This is a genomic window from Limnohabitans sp., assembly GCF_046052825.1.
Lineage (GTDB): Bacteria > Pseudomonadota > Gammaproteobacteria > Burkholderiales > Burkholderiaceae_C > Limnohabitans.
On the sequence record NZ_JAVLFP010000026.1, the window covers coordinates 13,406 to 32,245 of the forward strand.

Annotated in this window: 21 protein-coding genes; 4 read left to right on the forward strand and 17 right to left on the reverse strand. The window is 61.6% G+C overall.

Translation table 11 applies throughout. The features are described from left to right. Position 1: 1 nt before the first annotated feature. Genes ACKWJN_RS03120 through ACKWJN_RS03145 form a run of 6 tightly spaced genes read right to left on the reverse strand, consistent with a single transcriptional unit; the run spans position 2 to position 4,917 of the window. The gene (locus tag ACKWJN_RS03120) at positions 2-655 is read right to left on the reverse strand and encodes a cupin domain-containing protein (protein WP_408594419.1); all 654 of its coding nucleotides are present in this window, start codon (positions 653-655) and stop codon (positions 2-4) included. Positions 656-695: 40 nt separating this feature from the next. Continuing rightward, positions 696-1,418, reverse strand: coding sequence for an SDR family oxidoreductase (locus tag ACKWJN_RS03125; protein WP_408594421.1), 723 nt, complete (start codon positions 1,416-1,418; stop codon positions 696-698). 47 nt (positions 1,419-1,465) lie between these two features. Next, positions 1,466-2,239, reverse strand: coding sequence for an enoyl-CoA hydratase (locus tag ACKWJN_RS03130; protein ID WP_408594422.1), 774 nt, complete (start codon positions 2,237-2,239; stop codon positions 1,466-1,468). A 2-nt stretch (positions 2,240-2,241) separates the two neighbouring features. After that, complete coding sequence (locus tag ACKWJN_RS03135) at positions 2,242-3,438, reverse strand: CaiB/BaiF CoA transferase family protein (RefSeq protein ID WP_408594424.1); 1,197 nt, start codon at positions 3,436-3,438, stop codon at positions 2,242-2,244. 2 nt (positions 3,439-3,440) lie between these two features. After that, on the reverse strand, positions 3,441-4,721 hold the full coding sequence (locus tag ACKWJN_RS03140) for an amidase (protein ID WP_408594426.1): 1,281 nt from the start codon (positions 4,719-4,721) through the stop codon (positions 3,441-3,443). Then, positions 4,714-4,917: a hypothetical protein gene (locus tag ACKWJN_RS03145; protein WP_408594428.1), complete on the reverse strand. Its 204-nt coding sequence runs from the start codon at positions 4,915-4,917 to the stop codon at positions 4,714-4,716. Before ACKWJN_RS03145 ends, ACKWJN_RS03140 begins: the two co-directional genes overlap by 8 nt. Positions 4,918-5,020: 103 nt before the next feature. Between ACKWJN_RS03145 and ACKWJN_RS03150 the strand changes: the two genes are divergently transcribed. Further along, entirely contained in the window at positions 5,021-5,683 is a 663-nt protein-coding gene (locus ACKWJN_RS03150; protein WP_408594429.1) for a GntR family transcriptional regulator, read from the forward strand. A gap of 73 nt (positions 5,684-5,756) precedes the next feature. On the opposite strand, the gene ACKWJN_RS03155 is transcribed toward ACKWJN_RS03150, so the two are convergent. From ACKWJN_RS03155 to tsaB, 7 genes are all read right to left on the reverse strand, one after another. Continuing rightward, complete coding sequence (locus ACKWJN_RS03155) at positions 5,757-6,536, reverse strand: hypothetical protein (RefSeq protein ID WP_408594431.1); 780 nt, start codon at positions 6,534-6,536, stop codon at positions 5,757-5,759. A 6-nt stretch (positions 6,537-6,542) separates the two neighbouring features. Continuing rightward, a complete protein-coding gene (locus ACKWJN_RS03160; protein ID WP_408594432.1) occupies positions 6,543-7,517 on the reverse strand; it encodes a Bug family tripartite tricarboxylate transporter substrate binding protein in 975 nt (324 codons plus the stop codon). A gap of 21 nt (positions 7,518-7,538) precedes the next feature. Then, positions 7,539-8,759, reverse strand: coding sequence for an FAD-dependent oxidoreductase (locus ACKWJN_RS03165; RefSeq protein WP_408594434.1), 1,221 nt, complete (start codon positions 8,757-8,759; stop codon positions 7,539-7,541). Between the two features lie 126 nt (positions 8,760-8,885). After that, complete coding sequence (gene pyrF, locus ACKWJN_RS03170) at positions 8,886-9,728, reverse strand: orotidine-5'-phosphate decarboxylase (protein ID WP_408594436.1); 843 nt, start codon at positions 9,726-9,728, stop codon at positions 8,886-8,888. Positions 9,729-9,771: 43 nt separating this feature from the next. Next, positions 9,772-10,653 (reverse strand): uracil-DNA glycosylase family protein, encoded by an 882-nt coding sequence (locus ACKWJN_RS03175; RefSeq protein WP_408594437.1) that lies wholly within the window; start codon positions 10,651-10,653, stop codon positions 9,772-9,774. A gap of 10 nt (positions 10,654-10,663) precedes the next feature. Continuing rightward, a complete protein-coding gene (gene rimI, locus ACKWJN_RS03180) occupies positions 10,664-11,128 on the reverse strand; it encodes a ribosomal protein S18-alanine N-acetyltransferase (RefSeq protein ID WP_408594604.1) in 465 nt (154 codons plus the stop codon). Between the two features lie 35 nt (positions 11,129-11,163). After that, the gene (gene tsaB / locus ACKWJN_RS03185; protein ID WP_408594439.1) at positions 11,164-11,961 is read right to left on the reverse strand and encodes a tRNA (adenosine(37)-N6)-threonylcarbamoyltransferase complex dimerization subunit type 1 TsaB; all 798 of its coding nucleotides are present in this window, start codon (positions 11,959-11,961) and stop codon (positions 11,164-11,166) included. Positions 11,962-11,994: 33 nt separating this feature from the next. On the opposite strand from tsaB, the gene dacB reads away from it, so the two are divergent. Beyond that, positions 11,995-13,485, forward strand: a complete 1,491-nt coding sequence (gene dacB / locus ACKWJN_RS03190; protein ID WP_408594441.1) for a D-alanyl-D-alanine carboxypeptidase/D-alanyl-D-alanine-endopeptidase — start codon at positions 11,995-11,997, stop codon at positions 13,483-13,485. Positions 13,486-13,494: 9 nt separating this feature from the next. Further along, on the forward strand, positions 13,495-13,752 hold the full coding sequence (locus ACKWJN_RS03195; protein WP_408594443.1) for a SemiSWEET transporter: 258 nt from the start codon (positions 13,495-13,497) through the stop codon (positions 13,750-13,752). A gap of 19 nt (positions 13,753-13,771) precedes the next feature. Here the strand turns inward: ACKWJN_RS03195 and ACKWJN_RS03200 are convergent, their stop codons facing one another. From ACKWJN_RS03200 to purE, 4 genes are read right to left on the reverse strand one after another with little or no spacing between them, the layout of a single operon-like run. Further along, entirely contained in the window at positions 13,772-15,043 is a 1,272-nt protein-coding gene (locus tag ACKWJN_RS03200; RefSeq protein ID WP_408594445.1) for a hypothetical protein, read from the reverse strand. A gap of 29 nt (positions 15,044-15,072) precedes the next feature. Then, a complete protein-coding gene (locus ACKWJN_RS03205; RefSeq protein ID WP_408594447.1) occupies positions 15,073-16,098 on the reverse strand; it encodes an L-threonylcarbamoyladenylate synthase in 1,026 nt (341 codons plus the stop codon). A gap of 41 nt (positions 16,099-16,139) precedes the next feature. Beyond that, positions 16,140-17,330, reverse strand: coding sequence for a 5-(carboxyamino)imidazole ribonucleotide synthase (locus tag ACKWJN_RS03210; protein ID WP_408594449.1), 1,191 nt, complete (start codon positions 17,328-17,330; stop codon positions 16,140-16,142). Next, positions 17,327-17,821 carry a 5-(carboxyamino)imidazole ribonucleotide mutase gene (gene purE, locus ACKWJN_RS03215; RefSeq protein ID WP_408594451.1) on the reverse strand — a complete coding sequence of 165 codons (495 nt, stop codon included), beginning with the start codon at positions 17,819-17,821 and terminating at the stop codon, positions 17,327-17,329. Before purE ends, ACKWJN_RS03210 begins: the two co-directional genes overlap by 4 nt. A gap of 47 nt (positions 17,822-17,868) precedes the next feature. Between purE and trxA the strand changes: the two genes are divergently transcribed. Continuing rightward, positions 17,869-18,825: a thioredoxin gene (gene trxA, locus ACKWJN_RS03220; RefSeq protein ID WP_408594453.1), complete on the forward strand. Its 957-nt coding sequence runs from the start codon at positions 17,869-17,871 to the stop codon at positions 18,823-18,825. The last annotated feature ends 15 nt before the right edge of the window (positions 18,826-18,840 follow it).

The window sequence follows — 18,840 nt, forward strand, 5'->3', positions numbered from 1 at the left end:
CTTATTCAAACTCGACCGTCTCAAAGTTCGCTGGCAGAATAATTTCCACCATCTCGCAGTCGGGTGAGTAATCGATGACGGTGTGGCGAATGCCCGGCGGTTGCAGCCAGCAAGAACCTGCCGTCATCTTGACGCGTCCTTGGCCCTCGTACTCACCGATCATCCAGCCCTTGAGGAAATACAGCATCTGAAACTGCACACCGTGGTAGTGGGGGATGGACACCACCTTGGGGTCGCATTTGCCCAGCAGCCGGATCACATGGGCTTGGGCCGCGCCGCCCGTCGCTTCGGTCATGCCCAAATCGCGGTACTGCGCGTAATCACGCAAGCCGGTCTTGAACACAGCGTCTTTCAAATGGTTGGCCACAAACTTTTGTGGGCCCCACTTGATCACCGGTGGCTTACCGGGCTTGACTGGCTTTGGGGTCGCTTTGCTGGTCTGGGCTGCTTTGCTGGCTTTAGACACTTTAGGCACTTTGGCCGCTTTCGCCTTTTTCACGGAGGCCGGTGCTTTGGCAGGTTTGGCTGGTTTCGCCGTCGCCAGAACCTTGGCCTTTTGAGCGAGGGCGGCTTTCTTCACAACGGCTTTTGCCGTCTTGACGGCAGGCGCCGTTTTGCGGGCTGGTGTGGGGCTTGCTTTTTTTGCAGTCGCCATGTGGGGTGCTCCTATTTTTTTAAAAAATGACCTGCCACGCTCAGGCTGAGCCCTGTGGGCGCAACTCGATCAAGTCGGGGCAGCAATTGGGATTGGCCAGCACGGCATAGGCCACAGCGTCGGCCACTTCTTGCGCGGTCAAGGCTTTGAATTTGCGCGTGGCCACAGCGGCCAACACATCGGGGTGGTCACTGCCAGCCCGGATCTCAGTGTCCACCATGCCCGGCGCGACCTCTGTCACCTTGATACCAAAGCCTTGCAGCTCCAATCTGAAAGAACGCGCCAAAGCCGACAGGGCATGCTTGGTGGCGCAGTACACCGAGGCCAAGCGATACACCTCACGCGCGGCAATCGAGGTCATGAACACCATGTGGCCCGCCTTGCGTGCCACCATGGCGCGGCCCAAAATTTGGGTCACCTTCAACGAGGCCAACACATTGGTTTGGAACATCCATTCGCAGTCTTCTGGGGACAAGTCCAACAAGGGGGCGTAGCGCAACACGCCCGCGTTGTTGACAAAAATATCCACCTCACTTGCCACCGCTTCTACCTGCTTGAGGTAAGCGTCATCGTTGAGGTCGCCCGCCAAGATGCGCACCCTGCCCGCAGGCAACGCGTCTTGCAACTGCTGGAGCGCATCCTCTCGACGCCCCAAGGCAATGAGGTGTGCGCCATGCTGCGCCAAGGTCATGGCGGTGGCGCGGCCAATGCCCGCTGATGCGCCGGTGATCAAAACTGTTTTGCCTTGCAAAGCTGAGGTCATGGTGTGTGTCGTGTGTGGTGGGTGTCGATGAAACAAGGTCTGACTTTTCAGCAGCCCTTGAACTGAGGCAGCCGTTTTTCTGCAAAAGCGCGTCGACCTTCGGCGTAGTCTTGGCTTTTGAAACACACATCCACGGCCTGGTCGATGCGTGCAATCTGCGATTCGTCGCCGTCGGCAATGCACAACATGGCTTGCTTGGCCGCTTGCACGGTGAGGGGCGCGTTTTGTGCAATTTGCAAGGCCACGTCGGCGCAATGTGCAAACACATCGTCATGCACCGTGTTGACGATGCCGATGTGTGCGGCTTCAGCGGCCCCATACACCTTGGCGGTGTAGAAGGCTTCGGCGGCTGCCGTGGGTCCGAGGTTTTGCACAATGCTTTTCATGCCACGGTAGCCATAGCCCAGGCCCAAACGTGCGGCAGGCATGCGGAACTTGGAGGCCGGACTGGCATAGCGCAAATCACAACTCAAGGCCAGGCCCAAACCACCGCCATAGCAAATGCCGCTGATGGCGGCTATCACCGGCACGCGGCAGCGCGTGATCGCTTCTTGCGCTTGCGCCACACTGTGGTTGTAGTGGGCCACCGAGGCTTCCGAGTTGCGCTGGGTTTCAAACTCGCTGATGTTGGCGCCCGAGACAAAGGCCTTCTCGCCCGCGCCGCGCAAAATTACAGCACGTACATCGGGGTTGGCTTCAATGGCGTCAAACGCTTGCTTGAGGTCGATCCACATCGACAAGCTCATGGCGTTGTAACGCTCGGCGTCGTCGATGGTGACGACGCTCACGTGCGCGTCGTGTGTGACATGTATCGCACCCATGCTTACACCACCTCTTGTGTGTGAAATTGTTGAATCTCTGCGTCCGAGTAACCGGCTTCGCGCAAAACCTCGTCGGTGTGCTCGCCCCATCCAGGGGCGGGCGCCACAACCTGAGAGGGCGTGCGCTCCAGCACCACGGGCTGGGTGATGTAGGCCATCTCTTTGCCAAAGTTGGTCATCAAGGTTTCAGTGACCTTGAGGTGTTTGACTTGTTCGTCTTCAAACACCTGCGGCACGGTGTACACCGGGCCAGCGGGCACGCCCACTTGGTTGAGCAAATCGACCCAATGCTTGACGGTGTTCTTTTTGAACTCGACCGCAATTTGTGCATTCAAGCGTTCGCGGTGTTGCACACGCAAGGGCTCGGTCTGAAACTCGGGGTCGGCGTACCAACCGGGTTGGTCGAGTGCGTCGCAAAAGCGCTTCCAATTGCCTTCGCCCGACGCACCGAGGTTGAAGCAGCCATCGTTGGCGTCGAACAAGCCCATGGGCGAGCTGGTGGGGTGGTTGTTGCCCACCTGCACCGGCACATCGTTGTCGTTGAGGTAGCGCGCCATCTGGAAATCCATCATGGCGATTTGCGAATGCAACAGCGAGCTGTGCACCCACTGGCCCTTGCCCGACACTTCGCGCTCCAGCAAGGCCACCAAAATGCCCAGTGCGCAATAGAGGCCGGCACTCAAATCGGCCACCGCCAAGCCGGCGCGAACAGGCCCATGCTCGGCCTCACCGGTCACGCTCATCAAGCCACCCATGCCTTGGATGATTTGGTCAAAGCCCGGACGCCAGGCATACGGACCGTCTTGCCCAAAGCCCGAGATGCTGGCCAAGATGATGCGTGGGTTCACTTTGGCCAAAGACTCGTAGTCCAAGCCCAATTTGTTTTTGACGTCGGGTCGCCAGTTCTCCACCACCACATCGGCCTCGGCGACCAAACGCATCAGCACCTCCATGGCACCCGGCTTTTTGAGGTTGAGCGTCATCGAGCGCTTGTTGCGGTTGATGTTTTGAAAGTCGCCGCCCTTGCGGTTGGCCGCGAACATGGCTTCGTTGGGATCGACACCCGGCGGGGGTTCGACACGAATCACATCGGCACCAAAGTCGGTGAGGATGCGCACGCAGTTGGGACCCGCGCGCACGCGCGAGAGGTCGATCACTTTGAAGCGCGCCAGTGCGCTGGAGGCTTGAATTTTCGGCATGGTCAATGGGTCCAAAAAATAGGGGGCACCTGCTCGGCCAAGTCGAGCAAGCGGTGTTCGGCAAAAGGGCGCGCCAGCACTTGCACGCAGACTGGGCGACCCCCTGAGTCGCGTGCGATCGGCAAGTTCAACGAAGGCAAACCCAGGTAGTTCACAAAGCCCATGTAACGGTGCATGGCAAACAGTGACGCGCGGTCGAATGCGGCATGGCCTACCTCCACCGTTTGCCAATCGGGCACGTGGTCTGCCAACGAAGGCAATATCAAAAATTCGGCATCGCTGAAATGACGCGCCACAAAGTCTTGCAACAGCGCCGCACGCGATCGCATGGACGCTTGGTACCACGCCTGCGGCAGCCCCAAGCCCATCAGGCCAATGGCTTGCACGCTGGGTTCTGCGGTGCCGTCACACAAACTCGCCTGGTGCGTGCTTGCGGTCTCCCACAGCAGCACACGTTGTGCGTGACGGTTGATTCGGTCAAACTCGACGGCCAAGTCTGCGGGGGTGATCTGCGCGTCCAGCTGCGCAGCCGATGCGCGAATGGCCTGAGCCACCTCAGGCGCCACGCCGTCTTCGGGCAACCACAGGTGGCAACGCGTGATCGTGGGTTGTTCGGAGCGCGGCAGTTGCGGGCACAAGGCCGACCAAATTTCGCGCGCGTCTTGCGCATAACGGCTCAAGATGCCCACACTGTCGAGCGAGGGCGCCAGAGGCGCACAGCCTTGGGTGCTGATCGCCCCATGGGTGGTTTTCAGACCGATCAGGCCGCAGGTGGCCGCCGGAATGCGCACCGAACCGGCGGTGTCGGTGCCCAGGGCGGCGTAGCTCATGCCCGCCGCCACAGCCACCGCAGAGCCACTGGATGAACCACCCACGGCCGCAGACGCATCCAGCGGGTTGACGCAGCGTGCAAAGTGCGCGTTTTGCGCGGTGGCGCCACAGGCGTGAGGCGCCATCACCAAGCTCGCCCACTGGCTGGCACCGGCCTGCTGCAAGGCGGCCAACGCAGCGGCCATGGGCAGATCGGCTTGCGTGTGCCCTGGGCCCACACCACATCCAGGGACACGACCGTGGGTTTGAAAAATATCTTTGTGGGCCAAGGCAATGCCTGCCAAAGGCCCCGTACCAGACGCGTCGATGGGCAGCTCGTCCACCACACAAGCGCTGTGCGCCATCAAGCTTTGCCCACGTTGGACTTGCGCCCGCACCGCCTCTTGGGCGGACACTTGCCCGCCACGGATGAGCGCTTGGAGTTGCGTCATGCGTGGCGGCAATTCAAACATTCGCGCACCTTTTGAGCATGTCGTCAAAGCTCAGATCTTGCGCAGGCACAACGGGCGCTGGCGCCCCATCGGCCAAACGCGCCAGTCCTTTGGCCGCAGCGTGCAGCCATGCATCGGTCGGCACGTAACCCCGGTCGGCAAACGCGTGGCGTGCCAATTCGGTGAAGTCCTGCTGGTGCTCTGTGGCGTGGCGCATGATGCAAAGAGGGGGTGAAGCTGGGTTGATTTGTGTATATTTATAACCGAGTTTGGGTATTTTTACCTGTCACTTAAAATATTGTTTTGTTCTGTGAGACATCATGAAAGTCAGCGACCAAATCAGACTGCGCATTGAATCTGCCATTGCTTCGGGTGAGTTGCTGCCGGGTGATGCGATTGACGATGTGGCGCTCGCAGGCCAATACAAGGTCTCACGCACCCCCGTGCGTGAAGCGCTGCTGCAGCTGCAAGCACAAGGCATTTTGATCAGCACGCCGCGCGGCGGCTCGGTGGTCGCCAAGATGAATTTGCAGCAGTTGCTGTCGCTGTGGGAGCTGCTGGCAGAACTCGAAGGCATCGCGGTCCGGCTGGCTTGCGAACGCATGAGTCCAGATGAAATCAAAGCCTTGGTCAAGCTGCACCGCAGCAGCAAAAAACTGGCGGACAAAGAAGACATGGATGGGTGGCAGGATGCCAACCTCAAGTTCCACGAATTGATTTACGAGGGTGCGCGCAACACGTTTTTGCGTCAAGAGGTGTTGCGCATTCGCTCACGCACCGGGGTCTACCGTCGCCACGCGTTTGGTGCTTTGGGTCGCATCAAGTCGTCTTACGACCAGCACGAAAAAATCATCAGCGCCTTGGAAAAACGCGACACAGCCAGTGCTTGCGCTTACATGGCCGACCACATGCGCCCAGGGCGAGACTCCAAGACGCTCAACGACTTCATCATGAGCTTGCCACGCGATTTGTTGGCGGGCTGACACGCTCGGACGCGATGACCTTGCACAGGCGCTGGGCTTGCCCACCCCCATGCGCTGTCAGCGCGAGACGTGCTCAGTGTTTTTCGGCCAGCACGCCAAAGCCCGGCAGTGGGTCTTGAATGCCCAGCCGGCGCAAGGCCAACCAATAGGTGGCCACGTTGACACCGATCAAGGGCTTGCCGAACTCCGCTTCAATCTGCGGGGTGAGCGCGCTCACCGGCAGGTTGGTGCCCACGTGCACAAAGGCTTCCACGCCCGCCCCATCCAAGGCTTTGAAGCCCGCCATGATCTCATCTGGCGTGAATTGCGCCACCGAAATGGGGCCCTTGGCCTTGAGGCCATGTTGCGCAACCACGTCGTAACCACACGACACAAAAAACTCTTGGATCAGCGCGTCGGCGGGCGGCCAATAGGGCGTCAACACGGCGATGCGCTTGGGGTCGCCAATGGCTTTGAGGCCTTCCAACACCGCCATTGAGGGCGTGATGAACGGAATACCTGCCAGCGCTTCGAGGCGGTCTTGTTCGGCCAGTGCGCGTGCGCGGTCTCCACGGAATGAATGGATGGAGTGCCCGTGCGCGACGGCATGGGGCTCGCAGGGCAAGACCAAGCTCAAGGCCTCTTCCAAGTTGCCTTTCTCGGTCTCAAGCGCCTGGCGGTAGGCCTGCATGTCGTCATACGGGCGCACCGGCAACAACATGCGGCTCACGTGGTTGGTCACGCCCGCCGGACGCATGGCTTCCATTTCGGGTTGCACGATGGTGTTGGTGGCGGGCACGATGACGGCGATCTTGGCGCGGGTGGCCAAGGCATCCAGACTGAGGGTGCGTGAGTTCATAGGGCCTGCGTTCATGTGGTGTTACTCCATTTTCAAATTGGCGGCTTTGGCAGCCTCAGACCAAATCGCAATGTCGGCACGCAAGGTGTCGGTAAATTCTTTGGGGCTGCTGCCAATCGGGTCGACCCCCATTTGCTGGAACTTGGTGTGTGTGCCCTCAGAGGCCAGGGCTTCTTTGACCGCTTCGGCCAGGCGCGCCACCACCGCCGGTGGTGTGCCGGCTGGGGCCATCAAGCCATTCCAGGTGACGGTTTTGAAACCTGCAAATCCAGACTCGGCAATGGTGGCGACCTGGGGCAGTTGAGCGGCACGCTTGTCGCTGGACACGCCAATGATGCGGATGTTGCCGCCACTCACATGCGGGTACAGCTCGGAGAAGTTGCCGAAGTACATCTGCACATTGCCACCCAACAAGTCGGTCACCGCAGGTGCGCCGCCTTTGTAGCTGATGTGGGTCATGTCCAAATCGGCACGTTTGACGAACAGGGCGGCCGACAAATGCGACACACTGCCCGAGCCGCCCGAGGCGTAGTTGTACTTGCCGGGGTTCCTGCGCATGAAGGCGACAAACTCAGACACGGTGTTCGCGGGGACCGACTTGTGCACACCCAGCACAAACGGGTTGCTGCCCACGTTGCTGATGGGCACAAAGTCTCGCAAAGGATCGAAGTTGGTTTTGCTGATGACGGGCAGCACCGCCATCACCGGCATGGCGGCCATCATCAAGGTGTAGCCATCGGCGGGCGCCTTGGCCACAAACTCGGCGGCAATGGCGCCGCCTGCGCCCACCTTGTTGTCCACCACCACCGCTTGCCCCAGGCTGTGCGTGAAGCGTTCGGCCATCACGCGGGCGATCGAATCGGTGTTGCCCCCCGGCGCAAACGGCACCACGATGCGGATCGGTTTTTGGGGCCAAGCCGGTTGTGCCTGCACAAAGCCCAGGCCTGCGCACAACACGGTGGCCAAGAGTGGTGTTAACAATTTAAAACGTCGCATTCGTGGTCCTTGCATCAAAGGTTAAAGAATGGCGTTGGCGCGGGCGATGCTGTTGACCATGGAAGAGTTCAACAAGAAAGCCCGAGCCTTGACCGGATCGGCACAGGTCTCCTCCAACTCGCGGATGCGTTGCGCCCGTTGCTCCGGGTCTTTTTCTTCCAAGTTTTTTTTGTTTTTCACCGAGAGCTGTTGCACGTACTCCATGTTCACGGTGTGGCGTTGGCGGTGGTAGCGGTCGAGCAAGCTGTCGTCGGCCTCGCCCAAGACCACCTGGGCCAACATCCCACCCAAACTGATGGCGTCGTGGATACCGCTGTTCAAGCCAAAACCACCTAGGGGGTTGTTGACGTGGGCCGCGTCACCCGCCAACAACACACGGTGCTTGCGCAAACTCACCGCCACGCGCTGGTGCACGCTGTAGATGCTTTGGTGCACCAAGGGGTACATCACCTCAGGCCCTGCACCCGTGAGCCGACGGATGGCATGCTGCGCATAGGGGCCGGCCATGGCCACGTCGTCGGGCACGTCTTGGGCCACCGGCAGGGTCATGCGCCACAAACCGGGCGGGCCGACATCGGGCATCTTGAACACCGCCACCCATTGCTCGGGGTCGCTGATGTAGGCGTTCTCGGTGTAGCCCAAGGTACCAAAGTCAAAGGTGGTGCTGATCACGCTGTAACGCTCGGGCCAGGTGTAGCCGGCAAATTCAATCTCTGCCGATTTGCGCACTTGGCTGCGACCGCCGTCTGCGGCCACCAACCAAGAGGTCTGCCACGTGACCTCGCCTTCTGGGGTGGCCACACGCACGGTCACGTCGTCGGCGTTTTGTGTGAGCGACTCGAAGCGGTGGTTGAACAACACCTGCACGTGCGCAAAGGCTTTGAGCTTGTCCATCAAGATGGGCGTCAAACGGTGTTGCTCTAAGTGCAAGCGAAAGGGGTAGGGGGTGTCGTGGGCGAGCAGGCCCAAGTCCCACTCGGCCACCAGGCCGTGGGCCAAGTCACACGACTGCCAACGCGGCACCTGGATCCCCAAGGCCAGCATGGCGTCGGCCACGCCCACTTGTTGGAGCATCTCCAGCGTGGGCGGGTGAAACGTGCCAGCGCGCAGGTCTTTGGTCAGCCCCGGCTCGGACTCCAACACCACACACGACACACCGCGCTGCGCCAGCACCAAGGCCGTCAACAAGCCCACGGGGCCCGCACCGGCAATCATCACTTGCGCTTTTGGCTGTTCCAACATGCCTACCCTTTTCAAAATTTATCAGGTCAACACGGTCCATGCTAAAAGAAAAGCCACCGGGGTCAGCGGCGGCTCAGTCCCCCAGGTGATTGAGGGCTTGACCGCCCAGGCGGCCAAGTCAGGGGGTCAGCTGCGGGCGGCGGCGTTCAACACATCACGGGTTTGCAAAGCCACGCGGCGCGCAGCTTGGGCGAAATCGGCACCGGACGAGGCGTACAAAATGGCCCGGGAGGAGTTGACGATGGTGGTGCCCGGCACATCGCCATGAGGCCCCGACATGCCGGCCCGCACCGTGGCCTGCGCGTCACCGCCTTGCGCGCCAACGCCCGGAATCAACAAGGGCAAGCTGGGTGCCAAAGCGCGCACACGTTCAATTTCTTTAGGGTAAGTGGCGCCCACCACCAACCCCAATTGACCGTTCAAATTCCAAGGGCCTTGGGCCAAGCGCGCCACATGTTCGTACAACAGCGGCTGGCCTTCGACCGAAGCCAAGCGCTGGTTTTGCAGATCGTCCCCGCCGGGGTTGGAGGTGCGACACAGCAAAAAAGCACCCTTGTCGTGGTGCTTCAAGTACGGTTGCACCGAGTCAAAACCCATGAAGGGCGACAAGGTGACCGCATCGGCGCCATAACGCTCAAAGGCCTCGATGGCGTATTGCTCGGCGGTCGAGCCGATGTCGCCGCGCTTGGCGTCCAAGATGATGGGCACTTGGGGCGCCACGCGGCGCATGTGCTCCATCAAGCGCTCCAACTGCCCCTCGGCACGGTGTGCCGAAAAGTAGGCGATTTGGGGCTTGAAGGCCACGGCCAAGTCGGCCGTGGCGTCGACGATGGCGGCACAAAAATCGTAAATTTTGTTGGCGTCGCCCTTGATGTGGTCTGGGAATTTGGTGGGCTCTGGGTCCAAGCCCACGCACAGCTTCGAGGCGTTTTGGCGCTCGGCGCGCTGGAGCATGTCAAGAAATTTCATGGGGCGATTTTAGAAGGGCAGTGACGCTGCCTCGCAGCCGTCCTCAACCGCGACCTTGCAGCTGCGCCATGGCCAGACACAGGTCCGCCCAGACTTTGGCTTTCTCGGGCAGGTTGCGCAGCACATACGCCGGGTGGTAGGTCACCACCACCGGCACGCCTTGGTAGCTGTGCACCTGGCCGCGCAACTTGCCCAAGGGCGTGTTGTCGACGCCGGGCACGCTGTGCTGCAACAGCGACTGCACCGCAAAGCGCCCCATGGCCACAATGATTTTGGGTTTCAAGAGGGCCACTTGACGCTGCAAATAAGGCTCGCACTGGGCCAGCTCTTCGGGCTTGGGGTTGCGGTTGCCAGGCGGGCGGCACTTGAGCACATTGGTGATGTAAATGCCGCCGCCTTCAGGGCCAGCCTCAGCCGCGCGCGACAGGCCACAGGCACGCAACATGTTGTCGAGCAACTGACCCGCTTGCCCCACGAAGGGCTGGCCTTGTAAGTCTTCATTTTCGCCCGGTGCTTCGCCCACGAGCAGCCAATCGACCTGCGGCACTTGGCCTTGTGGCGCAGGAGCGCCCACACCAAACACGGTGTGGTGGCGGGTGCTGCACAAGGTGCAGGCTTGGCAGCTGGCCACCGTGGCTTGCAAGCCGGCCCAGTCCATCTGATCCAGCCCCTCAGGCCGCTGAGTCTCGTGGCGCACCGGGGCCGCAGCCAGCGCCGCCGCGTGGGCCGTGGGAGCGGCAGGAACCACAGGAACCAGCACGTGTGGTGCAGGTGAGGCGACTGGCGCGTGAACAGGGGTTGGTTCGTGGGCCAGGGCAGCCGTCTCAAGCACCGGCGCGGGCTCTGGCGCCATCACGGGTGACCACACGCGCACATGCATCTCGGCCAGCATGGCGCGTTGGCGGGTGTCGAGGTTCAGTGCCATGCGTGGGTGCTCACAACTTGAACGACATGACGATCGCGTCTTCCCGCCGGAGGTGGTCTGCGGGGTAATAGTTTTTGCGCTCACCCACGCGGCGAAAGCCATAAGCTTGGTACACCTGCATGGCACGAGCGTTGCTCACGCGCACTTCCAACCACAGCCAGTGAGCGCCTCGGCCACGCGCCCACAGCGACAGAGCATCCAGCATCACACGGGCCCAGCCTTGGCCTTGGTACTCGGGTGCCACCGTGATGTTGAGCAGGTGAGCCTCTTGCACCCCTTCCATGGCCACAAAGTAGCCCAGCAAGGTGTCTTCGCCCATCAGTGCCTGGAGTTGGTAGCCGGTTTGGATCGAGTCCAAAAAATTGCCCCGCGTCCAGGGGTGGCTGTAAGCGGACTGCTCGACGCGCAGCACGGCATCGAGCAGCGCTTCGGTCAGCGGCTCGAGTCGGGCTTGGGGTTGCAGCACGGCGCTCATGGTCAAGGGGTCGGTGAGGAGGAATGCATTGTCGATCACGGCGCGCGCGCCAAGGGAACGTCGGTGGCCAGCGCCAGCTGCTTGGCCTGTTCGCGCTCTTGGGTGGTTTGCGCCACTTTGTCTCGGATGTACAGCGGCAAGGCTTGCTCAGCAGGCACCGCCAAACCCGCAGCCCAGGCCAGCGGAGCCAAGCGCAACAAAGCCAAGGCCGTGGGCACGGCCTGCACCTGCAGGGCCCTTAACGCAGTGGGCCAACGCCCGGCATACGTGGCCCACGCGTTGCCGGCCGCGATGAAGGGCACACCCTCGCACCAATGTGAGGGCCATGCCAAGCCTTCGGGGCTTTGCAAGGCGGCTTCCTGCACGCAACGCCATGCGCCTTGCGCGTGCTCGTAAGCCGCCACGTACACCTGGTCCATGCGCGCATCCAGCACCGACAACACGCGCACGCCCTCGTGGGTAGTTGGCACATCTGAGGTGTCTGCCAACGACACCGTGTGGCGCGCCTCTTCCGCCAGCGCCAGCAAGGTGTCGATGGGCAACACGGGCACATCGGCACCAAAAGCCAGGCCTTGCGCCACCGAACAGGCGGTACGCAAGCCCGTGAAAGCGCCCGGACCACGGCCAAAAACCACCGCATCCAGATCGGCATAGTGCAGGCCGGCTTGCGCCATCAAAGCTTGAATTTGGGGCAAGGCTTGCACCGAGGCTTGGGCTCCTCCTGCACTGGTGTGCGACCACAGCGGGGCGCCGCATGCCAATGCCAGCGACAGGCTGTCGGTGCTGGTCTCTATGGCGAGCCAGTTGTGCGTAGGTGGTGGTTGGCGAGGCATGGGGGTGATTATCCGGGCAGACATAATTTGCCCATGACCTGTTCACGCGACTCTGTGCTGGCTGTGGTGTTGGCCACGTGCTTGGCCGCGCCTTGGGGTGTGGCGTGGGCACAGCCCCAAGCCGCGAAAAAAGCATCCAAACACCCCCCCGCACCAACGGCCGCCAAGCCTGAATCGCCTTCAGCAGACGTGGGCCAATTGCCACCCGACGTGCTGGCGGCCTTGTTGCGCGCCAAGGTGCCCCGGGAAGCCTTGCATGTGGTGGTGCTCGACACCGCCTTGGGTTCGCCTGCACGCTTGAGTTGGTCGGCCCACACCCAGGTCAACCCAGCCTCGCTGATGAAACTGGTCACCACCACCGCGGCGCTGGACTTGCTGAGCCCAGCGTTTGTCTGGCGCACGCCGGTGTATGTGGACGGCGTGGTGCGCGATGGCACCTTGCAAGGCCATGTGTACTTGCGCGGCAGCGGCGACCCCCGCTTGGTGGTGGAGCGTTTGTGGTTGTTGCTGCGCCGGGTGCAAAGCTTGGGGATTCAAAGAATTCAGGGCGACATCGTGCTTGACCACAGCGCGTTTGACCTTGCACCGCGCGACGCCGGCGGCTTTGATGGCGAACCACTGCGACCCTACAACGCGGCACCGGACGCGCTGCTGCTCAACTTCAAATCCCTGCTGATTCAGTTTGTGCCAGACCGCGCGGCCCAGGTGGCGCGTGTCCACATGGAGCCGCCGCTGGCCGGGGTGCAACTGCCCGCCAGCGTGCCATTGTCTGGCGAGGCCTGCACCGATTACCGTGCCAGCCTCAAAGCCGATTGGTCCGACCCTTCGCGCATCCAATTTGGGGGCAATTTCCCAGCGGCCTGCGGCGAAAAAATATGGCCTGTGGCCTACAGCGCGCCGACGCAATTTGCCGCCCGCGCGGTGTTGGGCATGTGGCAGCACCTGGGCGGACAGCTCATGGGCACAGTGCGTGACGGTGTGGTGCCGGCCAAGCTGCAGCCCGCTTTCAGCGTGGAGTCGGCGGCCCTGTCGGAAACCATCCGCGACATCAACAAGTTCAGCAACAACGTGATGGCCCAGCAGCTGTTTCTGACCTTGAGTCAGCAGCAGCGTGGTGTGGGCAGCTTGGACGCCTCGCGTGATGTGGTGCAAAGCTGGTGGCGCGACCGTGTGGGCGGCGAAGCGCCGGTGCTGGACAACGGCTCGGGCCTGAGCCGCGAAGAGCGCATCACGGCGCACAGCTTGGGGCGCTTGCTGCAAGTGGCCTGGGCCTCGCCTGGCATGTCTGAGCTCATGAGCTCATTGCCCATCACCGGCTTGGACGGCACCTTGAAACGCAGCAAAGCGCAAGCGGTGGCGCATTTGAAAACCGGTAGCCTGCGCGATGTGGCCGGCATGGCAGGTTATGTGGACACCGCCAGTGGCAAACGCTGGGTGCTGGTGGCCATCCTCAACCACCCCAATGCCCATGCGGCTCGACCGGCCTTAGACGCCTTGGTCGAGTGGGCGGCACAAACCCCTTGAGGACCTGCCATGACTTGGATAGATTGGATGGGCTATGTGGCCGCTTTTTTGACCACCGCGAGTTTTGTGCCGCAAGCTTGGTTGACTTTTAAAACGCGCGATGTCAGCGGCATTTCTTTGGGGATGTACAGCACGTTCACGCTGGGCGTGGCGCTGTGGCTTGTGTACGGCGTGTTGATTCAGGCTTGGCCCGTGGTGATGGCCAACGCCATCACCTTGGGCTTGGCCGCGAGCATTTTGTGGATGCGCTGGCGGTTTGGCCCTTAGCCCCAAGCACCGGAACGCGTCAGCGCCAGGCCGCGCGGTACATGTTGCTGTTGTAGATGTAGCTGCCCAGCAGCAAATTGCCTTGGGGGCTGAGGTTCAGGTTGTCGGCAAACATGAAGCCGGTGAAGCTGGTATCAACCCATCCGTTGGTGGTGGCGTCACAGCCGCTGGTGTAGGAGGAGGCCAAGCTGGAGACGTCCCAAGTGCGGGTGGTCAAAGGCGTCGCGATGGGTGGCACCACCAAGCACGCGGGGTTCGCCGGCCATTGGCTGAAATACGACACGTAGGTGTTGGCATTGCCAGTGAGTGTCGTGCCAGAGATCAGGTTGATGAATTGCGACAAGTCAACCGCCAAAATTTTCTGGCCATAGACCGTCGGCGGGTATTTGCTGCTCAGCGCAATGGTGAGCTTGCAATGCAGGGAGTTCTGGTTGTTACCTTTGATGCAACTGGTGTCTGTGTCGTAGCTCAGTGAGCGCAAAAAAGACACGGACGCGGTGTCTAAAGACAAGCCCCAGGGCGTGCGAGACAAGTTCATGGGTTCGAGCACCACCACATGCTTGGCGCCCGCTGCAATGAGTTTGTCCACTTGCGCCACCAACTCGGCGGTGGTGGCGTCCAATCGGGTAAAAACCTGCTCTTTGGTCAAGGCGCCGCCCAATTTCGCGACCAAGTTGGTGGTGGGCGTCCAAGACGTGGTTTCGTCGGCCAATTTGGTGGTTCCCGTGCTGCCCAAATACCGCACCGCCAATGACAACAAATCACGGGTGCCTGCGGTGACGACGATCAAGTCGTTTTCTTTGGGGCCTCCGTCATAGGTGATGAACTGCTGAACTTGTTGGCTCAAGGTGGCGTCGGTTCCGCCCAAGCCATCCCGGTAGGTGCCCGCTGCGTCACCCGACAGCACACTGGCACTGGGATTGATCATGGAGTTGCCCACGGCATAACTCACCAATTTGCCGGAGCTGGGAATGTTTTGGTTGGCGCCAGTGATGAGCGCCTTCACGGGGGCCGTGGACCACAAGCCATACACACTGGCCAAGGATTCTGCCACGGTGGTGGGCGTCACCAAGCTGCTGACATCGCCGCTGACGCCCCCATTGATGGTGTAGCGCCCATTCAAGCTGGTCAAACTGCCATTGCCCACGTCACTGAGCGCATCACCAAAGGCCACCACACGCGAGGCCTGCAAAGGATTGACCGTGCTGCTGGCACCGCCGCAACCCGCCAGCAGACCCGCCAGGGCCAGGGCACAGACGCCGATCAGACGTTGGACAGAAAAGTGAATCATCAAAGGCTCTCGTTGAGTATTTTGCGAGTTTAACGAACCGGCGTGGCAGCGCGCGTCAGCCGGTCACGCACACCGTCCCATGCAGGATCGGCGGGTGGGTTTTGGATCCAAATTTCGGACACGGCCTGCGCATCAAACACACGCAGCTGGGCAAACAAGTCGTGGGCACAAGCCGCTGCATCCTGCGGCATCACCTGCTGCTGTACGCGGTGCCTGCAGGACTCGGGCAGCGCCATCGGCTGGCCGATCCACAGCGCCAAGGTGGCCTTGGCCGGGCTGAGTTGCGCCCAGCCATGGAGTTCGGCTGCAAAGTTGAGCGCATCGATGAGCCGAACGTGCGCACGTGGGGCGTAGTGCGAGGCCATGGTGCCCGAAGCCCGTGGGGCCTGAGAATCCTTGGCCCCAAGCAAGTCGGCCGTGGTTTGCACGCTGCGCCCGCAAGCCAGGCCCAGCTGTTGTGGCGTCAAAATGCCAGGGCGCAGCACCACGGGCTCACCACGGGTGCAGTCGACGATGGTCGACTCAATGCCCACCTCACACGCGCCGCCATCCAAAACCAACACATCAGCACCGAATTCACTGGCCACATGCGCCGCTGTGGTGGGGCTGACGCGGCCAAACACATTGGCGCTGGGTGCTGCAACGCCGTACACGCCCAAGCGTTCGGCTTGGCGCAGCACCGCCTGCGCCACAGGATGAGAAGGGCAGCGCAGGCCCACCGAATCTTGTCCGCCGGCCGCCGCCGCTGCCACCCCTGAGCGGCGCGGCAAGATCAAGGTCAAAGGCCCAGGCCAGAAGGCTTGGATCAAGCGGGCCGCAAAGTCAGGCAGCTCGCGGGCAAAGTGGGCCACGCCCTCGGCACTGGCCACATGCACGATGAGCGGATGGTCGCTGGGGCGTCCCTTGGCGGCAAAGATTTTGGCCACGGCCGCCTCATGGCAGGCATCGGCAGCCAAGCCGTACACCGTCTCGGTGGGCAAACCCAACAATTCGCCGCGCTGCAAGGCTTGGGCCGCGGCAGCGATGGACTGAGGGGACTGACCGTCAAGAATCATGGGAAATAAGGTGTGAAGAACAATCCGTCGACGGTCAGCGCTTAAAAGGCGGCAATGCCCAACATGGCAGCCGCTTGCAAAGCCACCGCACGTGCGGCCTGTGGCGTGGCAGCCGTGATGTTGAGGTGGCCCATCTTGCGGCCCATGCGGGCCTCGCGCTTGCCATACAAATGCAGGTGCGTGCCCGGCAAGGCCAGCACGTCAGCCCAGGGTGGCTCGGTTGCGTCAGAACAATGGGGGTCAGAACCCAATTGTTGAGGGAACCACAGGTCCCCCAAGAGGTTGAGCATGATGGCCGGGCTGTGTTGGCGCGGCTGGGTCAGGGGCAAGTCGGCCATGCAACGCACTTGCAATTCAAACTGCGACACATCACACGCGTCTTGGCTGTAATGCCCGCTGTTGTGGGGGCGCGGCGCAATTTCGTTGACCACCAAGGCGCCGTCGGCCAGCACAAAAAACTCAACACACAACACGCCCACGTAATTGAGCTCTTGGGCCACAGCCTGCGCAGCGGCCACGGTCTGTTGCGCCAGTGCTTCAGAGACGTTGCCCGCCCACACCTCGGTGACGGCCAAAATGCCGCCGCGGTGCAGGTTGCGCTGGATCGGCAAGTGGACACAAGAACCATCACGGCCACGCGCCACGATGACCGAGCACTCGGCAGCGAGGGGCAACATTTTTTCCAGCACGCAGGGCACATGGCCCAAACTGGCCCAGCCCGCATTCAACTCGTCGCGGGTGGTCACGCGCAGTTGGCCTTTGCCGTCGTAGCCCATGCGGGAGGTTTTCAAAATGCCGGGCAACAAACTGTCGGGCACCGCCGCCAATTGCGCTGCGTTGTCGATCACCGCATACGGGGCCACTGGCACGCCGCATTGCACAAAGTGGGCTTTCTCACGCGCCCGGTCTTGCGCAATGGCCACGGCGTGCGCGCTGGGTGACACGGGCAACGTGACCGCGAGTTGCGCCAGCGCATCGGCGGGGACGTTTTCAAACTCGGTGGTCACCGCCTGACACAGGCTCGCCAGTTGCGCCAGGCCCTGGGGGTCGAGGTAGTCGGTGCAGATGTGGTGGTGGCTCACACAACCCGCGGGGCTTTGGGCATCGGGGTCCAGCACGGCCGTGTGGTAGCCCATGCGTTGGGCCACATGGACAAACATCCGCCCGAGCTGGCCACCGCCCAACACCCCCAGCGTGGCACCGGGCAACAAAGGCTTGAGCCGTGTGCTCATACGTGGGAAGGCAAGGTCATGTGGCGGGCAACTTCGGTCTGCGCCACGCGAAAAGCCTGCAACTTGGCTGTCAAGGCCGCGTCGCCCGACGCCAGCAAGGCCACGGCAAACAAAGCCGCGTTGGCCGCACCCGCGTTGCCAATGGCAAAGGTGGCCACCGGAATGCCCTTGGGCATTTGCACGATGCTGTGCAACGAATCCACGCCTTGCAAATGTTTGCTCGCCACCGGCACACCCAACACGGGCACGATGGTTTTGGCCGCCAGCATGCCCGGTAAATGGGCAGCACCACCGGCCCCCGCGATGATGGCGCGCAAGCCTCGGCCCTGGGCGCTTTCGGCATAGGCAAACATGTCGTCGGGCATGCGATGCGCCGAAACCACGCGGGTTTCAAAGGGGATGCCAAATTCTTGGAGAATCTGGGCTGCGTGTTGCATGGTGTCCCAATCGGAATTGGAACCCATGACGACGCCAACTTGGCACTGGGTCATGATGTGGCTTGGTGTGAGCGAAAGACGAATTTTAAGACGGGACCCCCATGATCGATGTGACCATAGAGAATTTCGAAGCCGATGTGATTGCGGCTTCACAGACCACGCCGGTGTTGGTGGATTTTTGGGCCGACTGGTGCGGCCCCTGCAAGTCCCTCGGCCCCGTGCTGGAAAAGCTAGAAACCGCCTACAACGGGCGTTTCAAGCTGGTCAAGGTCAATGCCGACACCGAGCAGCAACTCGCTGGCGCTTTTGGCGTCAAGAGCCTACCGACCTGCATTTTGCTGATGGGCGGCAGGCCTGTGGACGGCTTCATGGGCGCGTTGCCCGAGGGCAAGGTGCGCGAATTTCTGGACAAGCACCTGCCCTCGGAAGGCGCCTTAGCGGCAGAGGCCGACACCCAAGCTGCCGAAGAACTGATGCAAGCCGGTGATACCGACGCGGCGCTGGCCAAACTGCAAGAAGCCTTGGCGCTCAACCCGGCTGACGACGAAGCGCGCTACAACTTTGCCAAGCTGCTGATCGCTGTGGGCGATTTGGAGGAGGCGCAAGCCGCGCTGGCACCCATGCTGGTGCAGATCCCGCTGCAACTGCGCTTTGACGCCCTGAATTACTGGTTGAAAGCCTTGCAGTTTGTCAGCACCGACGCGCGCGGTGGCTGGACCTTAGAACAGTTCGATGCCCAGATTGCGCAAAACAAACGGGACTTCGACACCCGTTTGGCCAAAGCCCGCGTGCTGGTGGCTGCGGGCCAGATGGAAGCGGCGATGGAAGAGTTGCTCGAGATCATCATGCGCGACAAAACCTGGAACGAGGATGTGGCACGCAAGACCTATGTGGCCATTTTGGAGCTGATGACGCCGCCCAAAGCCAAAGCAGACGACGCGGCTTTCGGCAAAACCGCAGGCGGCATTGAGCTCACGGGCAAAGGCGCGGTGCAAGAAGACCCGCAGGCCGAGTTGGTGTCGCGTTACCGCCGCAAGCTCAGCATGGCGTTGAACTGAAACCCTTGGCTCCTT